Source organism: Cobetia sp. MMG027, from assembly GCF_027947415.1.
Classification (GTDB): domain Bacteria; phylum Pseudomonadota; class Gammaproteobacteria; order Pseudomonadales; family Halomonadaceae; genus Cobetia; species Cobetia marina.
The window spans coordinates 1-16,089 of record NZ_JAQJIO010000011.1 but is presented as its reverse complement, the minus strand read 5'-3'; the positions used below and the strand labels follow the sequence as shown (position 1 = coordinate 16,089).

The window sequence follows — 16,089 nt, the reverse complement described above, 5'->3', positions numbered from 1 at the left end:
CCCATGCCGACACTGAAATTCACGGGCTTGCTGCGGCTGGTGGCCGTGGTCGCGATCTTCATGGCCGGGGTCTGGAGCCAATCGAGTGGCGTGATCGAAGAGTTTCTCTTCTATATACCCGACATCCAGTTCCTGACGGTACAGCACCTCTGGTTGACGACACTCTCAGGCGGGCTGGCGATCCTGGTCGCGGTCCCGCTGGGCATCATCCTGTCGCGACCCAGCATGACGCGCTACGCCGAATCCGCCATGCAGGTGCTCAACGTGGGCACCACCATCCCGACGCTGGCGGTGCTGGCACTGTCGATGAGCTTTCTGGGCATCGGCACCGTGCCGGCGGTCTTCGGCTTGTTCGTCGCGACCCTGCTGCCCATCACCCGCAATACCTACACGGGGCTCAAGGGAGTCTCACCTGCCTTGAAGGAAGCGGCGGCCGGGATCGGCATGTCGCCACTTCAGCGCCTGGTGCGGGTCGAGTTGCCCAATGCGCTGTATGTCATGTTCGCCGGGATTCGTACAGCTCTGGCCATCAATGTCGGCACGGTACCGTTGGCCTTCCTGATCGGCGCCGGTGGGCTGGGGGAGCTGATCTTTACCGGGATCGATCTCTATGACCCCATCATGATGCTGTCCGGCGCCATTCCCACGGCGCTGCTGGCGATCGGGGTGGATGTGCTGGTGGCCTTGGTGGCCTTCCTCGTGGTGCCGCGAGGCGTCAACCCGGCGCGGGCATGAACGAAGACCCACGAGCCGGCCCGCTCGGCGCGTGGTGACAGACTGCAATACCTGAACAATAACAACCAGCTGGACCGACTTTTCACAGGATAGGAGAACACCATGAAGACCTTGACGACTCTGCTGACCGGCGCGGCACTGGCCGCTTCCCTCTCGACGGCGCACGCCGAAGAGATCGTGGTGGGGGGCAAGAACTTCACTGAACAACAGATTCTGGCGAGCATGACAGGGCAGTATCTGGAAAGCCTGGGCTATGACGTGGAAGAACGCTCCGGCATGGGCTCTGCCGTACTCCGTCAGGCGCAGGAAAACGGCCAGATCGATCTCTATTGGGAATACACCGGCACCTCACTGATCAACTACAACGATGTCAGTGAGCGCCTGAGTCCGGAAGACACCTATGCCCGCGTCAAGGAGCTGGACGCCGAGAAGGGCCTGGTGTGGCTGGAGCCGTCTGCGGCCAACAATACCTACGCACTGGCGATGCGTGAGTCGGATGCCCAGGAGCGCGGTATCGCCTCATTGTCGGACCTCGCTCAGGCGGTCAACGACGACAAGGGGCTGTCCTTCGCGCTGAACGCCGAATTCTACGCGCGCGATGATGGCTGGCGTCCGCTGCAGAAAGCCTATGACTTCCGTGTCGGGCGCGCCGACGTCAAGCGCATGGATTCCGGTCTGGTCTACCAGGCACTGCGTGATGGTCAGGTCGATGTCGGCCTGGTGTTCGCTACCGATGGCCGCATCCCGGCGTTCGACTTCACGGTGCTCGAGGACGACAAGGGCTACTTCCCGGCCTACGCCCTGACGCCGGTGGTGCGTGAGGAGTCGCTCAAGGCCAACCCGGAACTCGAGTCGCAGATGAATGCGCTGTCCGCCGAGCTCAATGACGACACCATGGCGAGCCTTAACGCACAGGTCGATGTCGAGAAGAAGACCATCGAGCAGGTCGCCGAGGACTTCCTGAAGGAGCATGGCCTCAAGTGACCTTCAGGTACGCCTGATCCTCTGACAGCGAGGCTCAGGGGCCACGCCAGCACGACAAGGCCGCCAGCGGGCGGTCTTGTCGTCTCTGGCGGGCGCGTCTGCCTCGCTCGCGTCTGTCGCCATCCCGTTCGTCACTGCCGTGTCTGCCACCGTGGAGAAGTCCCATGTCTGCACCGGATTGTCTGCCTCATGCCATGCCTGCCACTGATGCATCTGGCAAGGCCTGCGTGGCGCCTGAGCCGCTGTCCCTGATCCATGCGTACGACTGCACCCGTCTCGGCGCAGAGCAGCTGCACCAGGCCAAGCGCTGCCTGCTGGATCTGCTGGGCGTCGCGGCAGGTGCGACGCGGACTCCCCTGGCCGCCAAGGCGGCGCGCTACGTCACGCGCCAGCACGGCGGCGACGTGCCGCTGTTGTTCGCCAGCGGTACGGCCTCTTCCAGCGGTGTCGCCCTGCAGGGTGGCTGGTTGATCGATGCGCTGGATGCCCACGATGGCCAGGTGCTGACCAAGGGGCATGCGGGGGTGGCCTTGTTGCCCGGCCTGCTGGCGCTCCCGGAAACCCGACAACTCAGCGGGCATGCGTTTCTGGCGCTGCTGGCCTATGGCTACGAGGTCGCCACGCGCGCGGGCATCGCCTTGCATGCCCAGAGTCCCGATTACCATACGTCGGGGGCCTGGAATGCGCTGGGCGTGGCCGCAGTGACTGCGCGTCTGCGCGGCTTTGATCGTGAGACGTTGCACCACGCGCTGGGCATCGCCGAGTTCTATGGGCCGCGCAGCCAGATGATGCGCTGCATCGATCACCCCACCATGCTCAAGGATGGCTCCGGCTGGGGGGCGATGACCGGCATCTCGGCGGCGTTGCTGGCGGAAGATGGCTTCACCGGAGCACCGGCATTGACGGTCACGGCGGCAGAGGTCGCCGCGCTGTGGCAGGACCTCGGCCAGCGTCATTTTCTGTTCGAGCAGTACTTCAAGGCCTATCCGGTGTGTCGCTGGGCGCAGCCGGCAGTCGAGGCGGTGCTGTCATTGGCGGACGCCGCTCGTGAGCCTGACGACATCACGCGTATCGAGATCATCACCTTCCATGAGGGCAAGCGGCTGCATGTCACGCACCCCGACACCACGGAGCAGGCGCAGTACAGTCTGCCGTGGTCGGTCGCCTGTGCCCTGGGGCGGGGCAGTGTGGATGTGGAAGGCGTCTGCGATGCCCTTGACGATGCCGGACTCAAGGCGCTGGCGAGCAAGGTGATGATCGAGGAGGATGCCGTATTCAATGCCCGTTTCCCTGCCGAGCGGTGGGCCCGTGCGCGAATCGTCCTGAAAAATGGTGAGGTGCTGGAAAGCGCAGACCATGAGGCGCTGGGCAATCCGGACAAGCCGCTGACGGACGCTCAGGTGTTGGCCAAATATCAGGCCCTGGCGGAGCCGGTGCTGGGAGATCGCGCAGCCAGGTTGTGTGATGTCGTGATGGATCTGGAGTCACGGCCGGTCTCCGAGCTGCTGGCGCTGCTGGGCGCACCGGCTTGAATATGGCGGCCGCGGCTGACATTCTGCGCGGCGCTTGATTCTCATTGGCCTGCTTCCTGGCCTTTCGCTTGGTTTTCTACCTGACCCTGACCCTGACCCTGGCTTCTGCTGTTCGTTGCCTTCTCTTTTCATTACCGAGACTTGCCCATGCACCATCAAGATCACCTGCACGTTGGCGCGGCCCAGATCAACGCCACCCTCGGCGATATTGAGGCCAACCTGGAACGTCATCTCGACATCATCCATCAGGCGCGGGATGTCGATCTGGACCTGCTGGTCTTCCCGGAGCTGTCGCTGACGGGCTATGGCATGGGCAGTCGGGTCATTGATCTGGCCTTTCCGCCGCATGACCCGCGCTTGCTGATGCTCGCGCGTGCCGCGGGCGACATGCAGCTGGTGGTGGGCTTTGTCGAGGAGGCCAGTCCGGGGGAGTACTACAACGCCCTGGCGATTCTGCAGCACGGCGCGCTGCAGGCCGTGCATCGCAAGCTGAATCTGCCGACCTACGGCGGGCTGGAGGAGGGCAAGCTGTTCACCCACGGCAGCGATCTGACCCAGAACGATGTGCGCGAAGGCTGGTCAGCCACCTCGCTGATCTGCGCGGACCTGTGGAATCCAGGCCTGGTGCACGCCGCCATGCTCGCGCGTCCCACCGTGCTGTGCGCGCCGATCAATTCGGCCTCGGGCATCGTCAGCGATGATTTCTCCAATGAGCAGAACTGGGCGATCAATCTCCAGTTCTACGCCATGACCTACGGCACGCCGGTCATCATGGCCAATCGCTTCGGGCCCGAGGGTGGCAGTCACTTCTGGGGCGGATCACGAATTCTTGGCCCGCGCGGGGAAACGCTGGCCCAGGCCGAAGACCGCGAGATGCTGATACATGCCGAGCTGTCGCGCACCGCGATCGCCAAGGCCCGATTCGAGCTGCCGACACACCGCGACGCCGATACGCCGCTGGTCCGTGACTTGATGATGGGCTATCGCTGAGCGGCAGGTACTGAGAAAGCCCAGCAGCAAGACAGATAAGCCCGCGGCACAAACAAGACGCCCGCGCCAGAGTTCTGGCGCGGGCGTCTTGTTTGCGGTCTTGTTTACGTTTTCGGCAATGCGGCTCAGGACGGGAAGCTGAATTGAGCGGCTTCCTGAGCACTGCGCTGCGGCCAGCGCTGGGACACGCTCTTGCGTCGGGTATAGAAGCGCACGGCGTCGGGGCCATAGGCGTGCAGGTCACCGAACAGCGAGTCCTTCCAGCCGCCGAAGCTGTGGAAGGCCACCGGTACCGGCAAGGGCACGTTGATGCCGACCATGCCGACCTCGATCTGGTCGGCGAAGCGGCGTCCGGCCTCGCCATCGCGGGTGAAGAGGCAGGTGCCGTTGCCGTACTGGTGGTCATTGATCAGCGCGATGGCATCCTCGAAGCTTGCCACGCGCACCACACAGAGTACCGGACCGAAGATCTCGTCACGGTAGATGCTCATGTCCGGCGTGACGCGATCGAACAGCGTTGCGCCCAGGAAGAAACCGGGTGAGCTCTCGACCAGCGGGTGAGTGCGACCATCCACGACCAGCTGGGCGCCAGCGCTGGCGCCTGCCTCGATATAGCCGGCGACCTTGTCGCGCTGCGAGGCATTGATCAGGGCACCCATGTCGTGCCCGGGTTCGGTGCCCGGGCCGATGCTCATGGCGCGTGCCTGAGGCGCGAGACGTTCGATCAGGGCATCCGCGGTGTCATCCCCTACGCAGACGGCCACCGAGATGGCCATGCAGCGCTCGCCCGCGCTGCCGAAGGCCGCGCCGATCAAGGTGCTGGCGGCATTGTCGAGATCAGCATCCGGCAATACCACGGCGTGATTCTTGGCACCTCCCAACGCCTGGATCCGCTTGCCCTGACGGGTTCCCCCCTCGTAGAGACTCCGCGCCACGGGCGTCGAGCCGACGAAGCTCATCGCCTTGACCTCCGGAGCCGCGATCAGCGCCTCGACGGCTTCGCGATCGCCATGCACCACGCTGAAGAGTCCATCGGGCAGTCCGGCTTCGCGCAGCAGATGGGCCATCTTGTTGGCCGCCGACGGGCTCTGCTCCGACGGCTTGAGGATAAAGGCATTGCCGCAGGCCAGCGCCATGGGGAACATCCAGAGCGGCACCATGGCCGGGAAGTTGAACGGCGTGACACCGGCCACGATGCCCAGCGGTTGATGGTTGGACCAGGTGTCGATGCTCGGCCCGGCATTGTGGGAATACTCGCCCTTGAGCAGCTCCGGCACGCCGCAGGCATATTCGACGTTCTCGATGCCGCGCTTGAGTTCGCCCATGGCATCGTCGAGCACTTTGCCGTGTTCTTCACTGATCAGGGCGCAGATCTCCTGAGCATCCCGTTCCAGCAATGTCTTGAATCGATACATGACCTGAGCGCGTTTGGCGGGCGGCATGGCGCGCCAAGCGGGCAGGGCATCCTTGGCGGCCACTATCGCGCGTTGCACGATGGCGGCATCAGCCAGTGGCAGACGGCGAACGGCTCGCGCGGTGGCCGGATTGAGCACATCCAGGGTGCGATCGCCAGTCACGGCGTCACCGCCAATCAGGTGAGTCAGGGTATCCATCGGTCAGTTTTCAGCCTTGTGTTCAGTCGAAGAGAATGTGACAGAGAAAGTCGCTGTCTTGTGCTGTCTTGAGCAGAGGTTGCCGTGAGCCTGAATTGACCCGTGCCGTGCTCAGAATTGACGCCCCAGCAGTGCCTCATCGAAGGGGTAGCGCGAGATCTTCTCGATGCCGGTCTCGGTGATCAGCACCTCTTCCTCCAGCTTGACCCCATCGGCCGCACCGACTTCGCCGATATAGCTTTCCACCGACACCACCATGCCGGGTTCCAGTACGCCATCCTTGGAGAAGCGATCAAAGTCCATGTGGTGCGCAACCAGCGGTGTCTCGCCATGCATGCCGACGCCGTGAATGATCGAGGGGTAACGGCGATCAAGGAAACGCTCGGGGATCTTCCAGGCGCTCTCGGCGATCTCGCGATAGCTGATGCCGGGCTTGAGGATCGACATGTTGTGGTGCACCTGCTCGTGCGCCATCTGGTACAGACTCTGCTGATAAGCGGTCGGACGGCCCGGCCCGACATGGAAGGTGCGTGAGAAGTCGGAGTAGTAGCCGTGGCAGCCGATGGTGTCGGTATCCAGCGCGACCAGCTCGCCGGGGCGAATTACGCGGTCGCTGGCCTCGTTGAACCATGGATTGGTGCGCGGCCCGGACGACAGCAGGCGGGTCTCGATGAACTCACCGCCCTGGCGGATGACATCGCCGTACATGATGGCGAACAGCTCATTCTCGGTGACGCCGGGCTTGATGGCGGCTTCCACGGCGGCAACCGCGGCCTCGCTTCCGGCCATCGACTGGGCCAGGCAGGCAATTTCCTCAGGCGTCTTGAGGCGGCGGCAATGCAGGGTGTCCTGCATGCAGTCGAAGACCTCCAGTCCCTGGGCTTCCAGCGAGCGCGCCAGATTCAAGGTGCAGCGATCCAGCCCGACCTTGCGATTGCCGCCACCATGTTCCTCGACCAGCTGGGCAATCTCGATGCCGAACGGGTCGCTCGAGAGGTTGTCGCGCTGGTTGACGGCGGACCACACCACCTTGGACGTGCGCGCCTCATCGATGGTTTCAAGCCAGGTCGAGACGTGGGCGCTGCCGGGGTATTCGAACAGGATCACCGGCCCCTCGAGGGGCACATAGATGTAGCGGGTGGAGTTGCGCAGGAAGTAGCCGAACATGTTGCGCGAGCCGGTGGCATAACGCTGGTTGTTGGGATCAAACAGCACCACGGCGGCGTAGCCCTGCTCCGCCATCATGGCGCGCAGGCGGGCCAGACGACCGCCGCGCAGCTGTACAGGGTCAAAGGCCGTGGGAATGCTGTCGCCATTGGCCATTGGCGCGGATGGCACGATCGGGAAGCTTGCGGGTTCGCTGTCGGTCAGGCGTTCAAAGTCGACGATGCTCATGGGTAGTCTGGGCTCACGGTCTGATGAAGAAGGGCAGAAAAAGCGCTGGGCAAAGGTGAATCACGTACGTCTTCTGGCGCGTCAGTCCGCCAGGTTGTCGCTGCGCTGCATGCCTTCCTTGAGCAGGCGCTCGTGGATAGGCGCCATGCGGCCGAAGATTCGCTGGGCGCGCTCAGGGCGACCGATGAAGCCGGGCTCCTTGGCGTAAGCGAAGATCACGGTATGGCGTTCTCGCTCACCACGAACCGGGGTGACGCGATGCAGGGAGTAGCGGCCGAAGAAGATCTGCAGGTCGCCCGGCTTCAGGTCGATGGCGGTCAGGCGCGAGCGATCTCCGTCGAGCACCTTCTCGACGCCTTCGAAGTTCTCGCCCTCGGGACTGCGGATACCGGCGGCGTACTCAAATCGGCCACCCGCATCGGACTTGCGGGTCATCATGGTGACGATGAATTCGTTGGTGTCGTAGTGCCAGGGATGCTGGCAGCCATCGCGCAGCACGTTGACGACCAGGTCCGCGAGCGGGTCGGCATATTGGTGAATGTCGTCCATGCCGACAACACTGGCGATGAAGTGCTGGAAATCGGGATGCGTGTAGACCTGGCGAATCAGGGTATCCGAGCCGATGCGGTCGCCCGCCACGAAACCGTTGGTGCGATCATCGAAGCGATTGCGCGGATGGGATGCAGGCAGTGAGTCATCACCGTCGCTGTTGTAGGGGTTGGTGACGGTCTGGTTGTAGTGCGCCAGCGGTGAAAGGCGCTCCGTTTCCTGCTCCAGACGTGTCAGCGCCTCCTGAGGCACGAAGCCCTCCAGCACGACGCAGCCATCCTGCGCGAGCTGTTCGCGACATTGGCGCATCAGTTCGCGACCCCGCGCTTCTGTCAGTCGATGGATGGGGTAGTGTTCAAGATCTATCAGCCCATCGAGAGAGGTATCACTGTCCTGCTGCTGGATTGCGTTCATGCCCGGCCTCCTGTTCCCTGATCGCTAAATAACGTAGGAATAGGTTAGAGGGCGTGTTTTGATAATAGAAATGAATGGTCAAGATCAAATGCATTGCGAGGGCTCATAGATCATGGATACCGACCTGCTTCGTGCCTTTGTCACGGTGGCCGAATGTGAAGGGTTCAGCGCCGCCGGCAAGGTGCTGCATCGCACCCAGTCTGCCGTCAGCCTGCAGATCAAGCGGCTGGAGGATCAGATGGGCGGAGCGCTGTTGTCCCGCACCAGCCGTCGGGTAGAACTCACGGCGTCGGGAGGGCGGTTGCTGCCCTATGCGCGGCACATTCTCAAGCTGCAGGATGAGGCGCGGCAGGTGCTCGGGGTCGATCGCAAGAATGAGCTCATCCGGCTGGGCACGTCGGAAGAACAGGCCAGTACCTACCTGCCTGAATTGCTGTCGCGCTTCGCCGCGGATCACCCCGAAGTGCGCCTGGAAGTGACCTGCAAGATCAGCGCGTCGCTGGTGCATGATTTTCAGGAAGGCTTGCTGGACGCCGTGCTGGTGGTGCGTCACGGGCCGACCCAGACCGGGCGGCTGTTGGGGCGCGAGCGCATGGTGTGGGTGGTCGCTGAAGACCAATCCCTTGCAGACTGGGAGGTACTGCCGCTCGCGCTCAATCCGGAAGGCTGCATCTTCCGCGCGCATGCCTTCGCCGCCTTGGGGCGGGACGACCGGCAGTGGGACGTGCGTTATTCAAGCCAGTCACCGACGGGCATCAATCTGCCGGTGAAGGCCGGACTGGCACTGACCGTCAAGACACCGCGCAGCGTACCCTCCGGCTGTCGTATCGTCGGCGATGACGAAGGCTTGCCGCCGCTTGGCCATGTGGAAATCGAGCTTCATCGCTCGCCGGGTCATGTCAGCGATGCGCTGAGTGACTTCTGCGATCACCTGGAAGCCATCGTCACCGGCAAGGGCAAGCTTGAGAAGGTCGAGGCATTGGAGGCGTGTTCTCAGGAAAGCCCTGAGGTCAGTCCTCAGGCTGGCGTTGAGCCAGATATCGCGACAGTGCGTGAGGCAGCGACCGCTGGTTGAGCAGCAAGCTTGTGCCAATCACTCACTTTTGAGCATCTTGCCGGCGCGAAATGCTGACGCACTGAAGAATTCGATCTTTAGCGTTGTGCAGCCTCTTTCTATCACGTCACTCTCGCGTTTCGAGACCGGGGCTTGATGTGCGTGTGTCTGCAACTCGCTAGCCAGCTGTCGCAGTACCGGATTTACTGGATGCTTGAGCAGGCTGGCGTTGCCGTGATGCATTACCAGCTGTCTAAGTGTTTCTAAGCGTATTCAAAGTGGGTTTGGCGATACGCCATTGTCATCATAGGGGAAGGTAAAAGGCTTGGATGGCGGTGGGCACGCGCCTCTTTCCCCCAGAATGCCCGCGCGCTGGATGATCTCCGGCACAGACGCTTCCTGACGATGCGCCATGATATGCACGCCACTCACACCCTCGATCTCCCGTAACTGCTGGATCATCTCGATGCAGAGGTCACGGCCTTCCGCCTTTTGATTCTTGGCACCCTTGAGGCGTTCGATCACGTGGTCCGGGATATGCACCCCGGGGACATGGCGGCGCATCCATTCGGCGGTACGTGCCGAGGCCAGCGGGCCGACGCCGGGCAGGATGAAGCATTTCTCCACCAGGCCCAGATCACGAGCGCGATGCATGAAGTCCTGAAAGCGTGGAAGGTCGAAACAGTACTGTGTCTGGATGAACTGGGCGCCGGCGGCGATCTTCTTGGCCAGACGATGAGGGCGAAACGCGAAGGGCGGGGCGAAGGGGTTGGCGGCGGCGCCCAGAAATACCTGGGGCGCAGAGGTCAGTGACCGGCCGCTTGCGAAGGCGTGCTTGTCACGCAGTCCGGTGACGATTTCCAGCAGCGACAGGGAATCGAGGTCGAACACCGGCTTGGCCTCGGGGTGATCCCCGACCTGCACACCATCGCCGGTCAGACACAGCAGGTTGCGGATGCCCAGCGCCGCGGCCCCCAGCACATCGCCTTGTATGGCGATGCGGTTTCTGTCACGACACGAGATCTGCATCACCGTCTCATGGCCTTCGCGGGCCAGCAGGGCACACATCGCCACGCTCGACATGTGGCAGTTGGCGCCCGAGCCATCGGTGGCGTTCATGGCATCCACATGGCCGGCAAACAACTGCGCGCGCGCATGGACGTCCTGTGGGTCAGCCGAGTCGGGAGGCGCCAGCTCGGCGGTAACGGCGAACTGACCGTTTCTGAGCACTCGCTCCAGGTGACCGACGTTGCCATCGCGCTCGGCAGGTGGCGCCTGGGTGTTGTCCGGGATAGTGAGTCTGGAGGTCATTTCAGGCTCTCTCGACGCTCAGCGGCTTGCCGAGCCACACGCAGCCAGGATGAAGTGCCCTGCAAGCGGTGGTCCACCGGCAACTGCACGACCTGGATCGCGTCGCTGTCCTTCATTCGCTGGCTGCCTTCCCAGGCTTCCACCCAGACACAACGCTTGTCCGGTTCGACTTCACAGTTGCCATTCTGCATGACACCGCCGCAGGGACCGTTGCGCAGATTCTTGGGGCAGTTCATGGAGCAGGACATGCCGGTCGAACTCAGAATGCATTGGCCACACATCTGACAATCAAACAGCAAGCCCTTGCAGGCTTGTTCCAGCCTGGCAACGGGCTTCTCTGCACGTGCGTAGCCCACGGATTTCCATAGCGGGTGCAATTTGATGATCACCGGCTCGATGGCCCGATAGGTGAGCTCCAGCAGCCGCGCGTGACGTGCGGCCCACAGACGAATCGAATACAAGGATGTCTCCTGCAAGAAATCTTTCAGGTGAAGGCTTGGACATGCATGCAGGGCAGTAAGGGAGCCGGTCACGTTGATCTGCATGACGCCATGAAGTTTGCCTATCTTCGCACGTCCTCATGGCAAGCTGGCATATGAATGCGGCAACCCAATAGGCATTACAGCCATAGGCGGGTTTTTCAGGTCTGGCGACACCACTGTGTCGGTTGTGCCGTCTTGGCATGTGCTCAAGCCGTGAAGACAGGTCTTATTGAGGAGTTGACGCTTCAAGACTGAAATCTGGAGGCATCAGGCAATTTTCAGAAGGTGGACGTCACCCCATCCCTGAAATGCGGCCTTTCTCCCTGAATCTCCTGACAAGGAGGCATATCAATGGGATGCCGGGATATCTGTCTGACGCTCAATGAATGGATTGGCTCAGGGGGCGAGAAAGTCATCGAGGAGGGGAGTTCGTGATGAATGATCACTTGCCTCTAGAGTGATATAGGACTTGAGTTCTTCTGTACTGATATTCGAACTGTCGCGAATGTGCTGATCGATCAGGTGGACCAGGAGCTCGGCGTAGCACTGTCGAGCGACCTCTATTGTCGTGACGGTGACTCCAATACGTTGAACGATCACGAAAAAGTATTCGTCTGTGTTCCGGCCAATATCAACGTGAATCCATTTTCGCTTGGCGTCAATGCCAAGGGCGTATTGTGGCAATCGGGAGGGCTTCCGTGCAGTGTGATGATGGTCATTTCTGCCATGAACTTGTCCAGGTTCTGAAGCGCTAATGCTCGGCCTCTATTATTCAATCCATGAATCACGATGTCTCAGAATGGTTTCTGGTAAAGCGTCCAGCTATTTTCTTGAGTGTTAAAGGCATGCAGGTCATCGGGACTTGACGAGTTCCAGCAGGGTGCGACAACGCTCTGTGCGATGACGGCTCGCTAGAGGAACCGGTCGCTCAGCGACAATGTCACACTCATTGGAAGACTCGAGATTCCACGCTGACCAGGCTTCATGGTCGATACTCTGATATGGCACGGGTAAACGAAACAGCCGCCCGATATCGGACGGCTGTTTCGCCTATTCATGCCTCAAGCGTTGGTCGTGACTGAAACATCCTGATCGATATACAGCGTGGCAGACCCCAGCGCGTAGGTATCATAGGTCGCGCCGTTGATCACTTCCTGGCCGACCATTTCTGCACCGTCAGCCTCGACTGTATCGTTGCTGTCACCTTCGATACGCAGCACATCCTCGTCATCAGTGAGGTTGAGTACCGTATCGGCATCCAGTGTCAGCGTCGTCCCACTTTCACTGCTATCACTGATATCGAGCACTTCGATATTGAGCATCTCGCTGGTGCCGGAATCAGTCGCCAGCAATGCGCTCAGATCGATGCTTTCTCCGGTGCCATCGAACTGCACGGTATCCGTACCGAGCCCGCCATCGATATCGAACGTCAGTGTCGAGGTGACGATGGTGTCATCGCCCAGGCCACCGTCGAAGCTGTTGTCGCCAGCTTCACCAAACAGCAGGTCATCGCCGCTTCCACCGACAAGAATGTCATCGCCATCACCACCACGGATCAGGTCGTTGCCAGAACCGCCCGTCAGAGTGTCATCCCCATCCAGTCCGTAGAGATTGACATCGTCACTTGCGGTACTTGCATCAATGACATCTGCGGCATCGTCATCGATGAATACCGTACTGCCTTCCGCACTGTCGAGCAGGTTGGCATCCAATAGTGATCCCAGAGCCTGGGTGGTCGTGGCGCCTTCGCTGTCCGTTGCACTGATGGACAGGTAGTCAAGCAAACTCAGGCTCACGAGGTCGCTTTGATTGAAGTCCAGTGTGCTCAGAAGCTCATTGATCTGCAGGTTGTCAATCGTGCCTCCGTCAGTTGACGTGATGGTGATGGAGGCTTCAGCTGCGACAAGGCCCAGCAGACCAGCACTGCTGGTAGTCTCGATCGAGAGCCCGAACTCCTCTGCCAGAGCCGTGTTGACGGATAACTCCGGTGCGCTCAGCAGGCTGCTGAGGTCCACGTTGACCAGTGGCGCGAAGGAAACGGTCACACTGGTCAAGTTGCCATCGACATCCGCCACGTAGAGATCATTCTGCGACAGATCGAGAATGCCCAGGGCGTCCAGACCCACCAGGCCAAGGAGTTGCTGGCTGGAGCCAGCCACCGTCGGCGCGGAGTTCGAGGTCTCGACGATCGTCGGTGCATCTGCCGCGAAGACCAGATCTCCCTGTGCCGTATCTCCGTCCCCATCGATCGCATTGACCTCGATTTCGCGTGAGATGTCCCCCAGCACGGTGGACGACGTGGCCTCATCGACCAGCAGCTTGCCTTCTTCCAACAATCGTGCGATCAGATCGGCGCTGTCCTCGCCAGTCTCGAACAGATCCACACCCTCGAAGGTGATGGTCTGATCCACAAGCCCGGTATCGGTCTCTTCACCCGTGAATGCTCCCGCGCTGCTGATCGACAGCACGGTATCTGCTCCCACCAGTTCAAAGGCCAGATAGCTTGAGAGATTGTTGAGTTCAGAGGTGACATAGCCCTCGCCCTGCAACAGTCGCGACAGATCGATGATGTCACCCGGGTTGTCGGCATCTGTCAGCGCGTTGACGTTGAAGTCTGTAATGACGTCATCAGAAGGCGCAGCGGTCGTTCCTTGATCACCCTCCTCCCAGCGGAAGATATCGACATCATCGCCACCGGTCATGGTGTCATTGCCGGTACCGCCTATCATCAGATCACTGCCGGCACCACCATCCATGATGTCGTCATCGGCACCGCCGCGCAGGATATCGGCTTCGCTGCTGCCAATGATGGTGTCGTTGCCATCGTAACCATAGAGGCGAGCACTTTCGGTAGGTACATCGAGTATCTCGTTGGCATCTACTCCAGTGGCATTCTGATCTCCATCGATGATATTCGCACTGGCACCGCTGTCTTCACCGTCCAGTAGCGTCAGGCCCAAGAGATCGCCCACTGAACTGGTATCCGATGCACCATCACTATCCGTGACAGTCATGGTGGTAGAGCCCAGCAAATTCAGGTCCAATATCCCATCTGAAGTGAAAGTGACCGTTGCCAGGAATTCGTTCAGTTGCTGTTGATCAATGGTACCTCCATCTGCTGCCGTAATCGTGAGAGTCGAAGTGCCAAGAAGCTCGATAATGAACAAGTCGATACTGGTTGTGACCAGATCAACTTCCAGTCCAAATTCATCTGCCAACTCTTGAGAGAAACCAAGCGACACATTGGGTGAATTGATACCAATATCCACAAGCCCTTGGGTGGTGATTTCCACTTGTTCAATATTGTTGTCGACATCGCTGACGCTCAGGTCTTGTGTTCCGGCAAGATCGAGTAGGCCAAGCGCTTCTACGTCCACGATCCCCAGCAAACCACCGGTATCCGCTACATTGGCTGAAGGCGCACTATTCTCAGGTGAAACAATACCCAATACGCCCGTGTACTCGTAATCATATGAACCGTCCGCCAGGTTGATCTCGAATGTCTCACCCAGCAATGTCGTGATGGAAAGTACGCCATCAGTGATTGCCACATCAGACGCGAGATCGATGATCTCTGAAGTGCCGGCGGTACTGAGGGTATAGCCATCCGTTGCGTCTTCAGCAATGGTGAAGGTGACGCCTTCAAACGTGACGCTGTTGATGTAACCGCCATCCGCGCCGAAACCAGCGGTCTCGAGCAGATTGCCGCTGACGACCGCAGCGCCCGCTGTCACTTCCTCGTACTGGTAACTGGTGACCTCAGGCACATCATCCACCACCTTGACGCTGATATCGCTGGTCAGGGTACCGTCACCATCCGTCAGCGTGACGCCGACAGAGAAGTTCAGACTGTCTTCGCCTTGCAGCGTATGATCCAGGGTGGAGAACAGCTCGGTCTTGTAGGTGCCGGTGTCATCGATAGTGATCTGCAATACCGTCTCGGTAGACTCTGGATTCACGGCTTGCAATGTCTGGCCATCTTCGCTCAGCACCCACTCGAGATCAGTTCCGTCCTGGCTCAGTGTCGTATCCGCAGGCGCCACCAGGGCGAAGCTGGCATCACGAGACACGTTTGTATACGTCAGCTGCCCGCTTGATGTCGTTTCTTCGATATCGCTGTCATCTTCAGTGGCGGGCAGGGCGGCAAATCTTGCGAAGCTGAAGGTAAAGGCAGCTGGTTCGACTGTCTGAGTAGATTCGACCGTCTCTGTTGTCAGTGCATCCTCGGTGACAGCAGTGCTACCTGTACCAAGCGTCGCAGTGGTGTCCTTGGTGGTGGTATCAACGAAGTCTGTCGTGTTTCCTGCTTCATCAGTGACACTCATGGTCACTGTTAGCTCACCTTCTGCCAGCCCGGAAAGGTCTTGCCCAGTGGTGCTGAGGATGCCATCCGTGATCGTGATATCCGCCACATCGACGGTAATGGAGCCACTTCCGCTATCGGTGATGGTAATCACGACATCGTTGCTATCGATGCCATCTTCCACTGCCCCTGTCAGTTGAACGCTGGTGATCTCATCAAGACTCAGCGTTTCGTCTCCACCATCCACGAAATCGATGGAGTTATCCGCTGCTGACGGCGCGGTCGCATCGATCACGATATCCTGCGAGGTCGCTGGACCTGTGTTGCCGGCTGCATCCTGCACACGGAACTGTACGGTCGCGGACTCGGTGAGGCCGCTGTCGTAGCTGACCGCAATGCCGGTCACGCTGGCTTCGGGGATATCGATCCAGGTGGTGCCATCGGCGCTGTACTGCAGGGTCTCGCCCTCGGCCAGCGGCGCATCCAGTGTGGCAGAGATCGTCAGGCCATCATCGTCACTGGTGATGAAGTCGCCCGCGATACCGGTGTCCTCACTGATGCCAGTGATGCTGATGGTGGTGGTCGGCGCAGCGGTGTCTTTGACGCTATCCGCTGTGAAGCTGTTGTCGTTGCCGGCGTCGTCAGTGACCGTCAGAGTGGCGGTCAGCTCGCCCTCGGCCAGGTCGGAGAGATTCTGGCCAGCGACAGTCAGAGTGGTGCCCACGAC

11 protein-coding genes and 1 pseudogene are annotated in these 16,089 nt (G+C 60.5%); 6 read left to right on the top strand and 6 right to left on the bottom strand.

The genetic code is table 11. The features are described 5' to 3' along the window. Positions 1 to 3: 3 nt before the first annotated feature. The 4 genes from PJK54_RS15045 (at position 4) to PJK54_RS15030 (ending at position 4,241) form a co-directional block, all read left to right on the top strand. Positions 4 to 735, top strand: coding sequence for an ABC transporter permease (locus tag PJK54_RS15045; RefSeq protein WP_271303270.1), 732 nt, complete (start codon positions 4 to 6; stop codon positions 733 to 735). Positions 736 to 837: 102 nt separating this feature from the next. Further along, complete coding sequence (locus tag PJK54_RS15040; RefSeq protein ID WP_200017227.1) at positions 838 to 1,719, top strand: glycine betaine ABC transporter substrate-binding protein; 882 nt, start codon at positions 838 to 840, stop codon at positions 1,717 to 1,719. Positions 1,720 to 1,883: 164 nt separating this feature from the next. Next, the gene (locus PJK54_RS15035; protein WP_271303269.1) at positions 1,884 to 3,251 is read left to right on the top strand and encodes an MmgE/PrpD family protein; all 1,368 of its coding nucleotides are present in this window, start codon (positions 1,884 to 1,886) and stop codon (positions 3,249 to 3,251) included. Between the two features lie 147 nt (positions 3,252 to 3,398). Then, complete coding sequence (locus tag PJK54_RS15030; RefSeq protein ID WP_271303268.1) at positions 3,399 to 4,241, top strand: nitrilase-related carbon-nitrogen hydrolase; 843 nt, start codon at positions 3,399 to 3,401, stop codon at positions 4,239 to 4,241. 125 nt (positions 4,242 to 4,366) lie between these two features. Here PJK54_RS15030 and PJK54_RS15025 read toward each other — a convergent pair whose 3' ends face one another. From PJK54_RS15025 to PJK54_RS15015, 3 genes are all read right to left on the bottom strand, one after another. Then, a complete protein-coding gene (locus tag PJK54_RS15025; RefSeq protein WP_271303267.1) occupies positions 4,367 to 5,854 on the bottom strand; it encodes a CoA-acylating methylmalonate-semialdehyde dehydrogenase in 1,488 nt (495 codons plus the stop codon). Between the two features lie 111 nt (positions 5,855 to 5,965). Then, on the bottom strand, positions 5,966 to 7,249 hold the full coding sequence (locus PJK54_RS15020; RefSeq protein ID WP_166018350.1) for a M24 family metallopeptidase: 1,284 nt from the start codon (positions 7,247 to 7,249) through the stop codon (positions 5,966 to 5,968). Positions 7,250 to 7,330: 81 nt separating this feature from the next. Beyond that, positions 7,331 to 8,212 carry a HalD/BesD family halogenase gene (locus tag PJK54_RS15015; protein ID WP_271303266.1) on the bottom strand — a complete coding sequence of 294 codons (882 nt, stop codon included), beginning with the start codon at positions 8,210 to 8,212 and terminating at the stop codon, positions 7,331 to 7,333. A gap of 112 nt (positions 8,213 to 8,324) precedes the next feature. Between PJK54_RS15015 and PJK54_RS15010 the strand changes: the two genes are divergently transcribed. Next, entirely contained in the window at positions 8,325 to 9,287 is a 963-nt protein-coding gene (locus tag PJK54_RS15010; RefSeq protein ID WP_176504045.1) for a LysR family transcriptional regulator, read from the top strand. Positions 9,288 to 9,539: 252 nt separating this feature from the next. Here PJK54_RS15010 and PJK54_RS15005 read toward each other — a convergent pair whose 3' ends face one another. Together PJK54_RS15005 and PJK54_RS15000 are read right to left on the bottom strand one after the other, a co-directional pair. After that, entirely contained in the window at positions 9,540 to 10,577 is a 1,038-nt protein-coding gene (locus PJK54_RS15005; protein WP_271303265.1) for a methylenetetrahydrofolate reductase, read from the bottom strand. Beyond that, a complete protein-coding gene (locus PJK54_RS15000) occupies positions 10,574 to 11,122 on the bottom strand; it encodes a methylenetetrahydrofolate reductase C-terminal domain-containing protein (protein WP_271303264.1) in 549 nt (182 codons plus the stop codon). The genes PJK54_RS15005 and PJK54_RS15000 overlap by 4 nt, the downstream gene beginning before the upstream one ends. Positions 11,123 to 11,566: 444 nt before the next feature. Here PJK54_RS15000 and PJK54_RS14995 point away from each other — a divergent pair, with 444 nt between their 5' ends. After that, complete coding sequence (locus tag PJK54_RS14995; protein ID WP_271303263.1) at positions 11,567 to 11,806, top strand: hypothetical protein; 240 nt, start codon at positions 11,567 to 11,569, stop codon at positions 11,804 to 11,806. A gap of 314 nt (positions 11,807 to 12,120) precedes the next feature. Here the strand turns inward: PJK54_RS14995 and PJK54_RS14990 are convergent. After that, a pseudogene (locus PJK54_RS14990) lies at positions 12,121 to 16,089 on the bottom strand (Ig-like domain repeat protein); the annotation flags it as partial.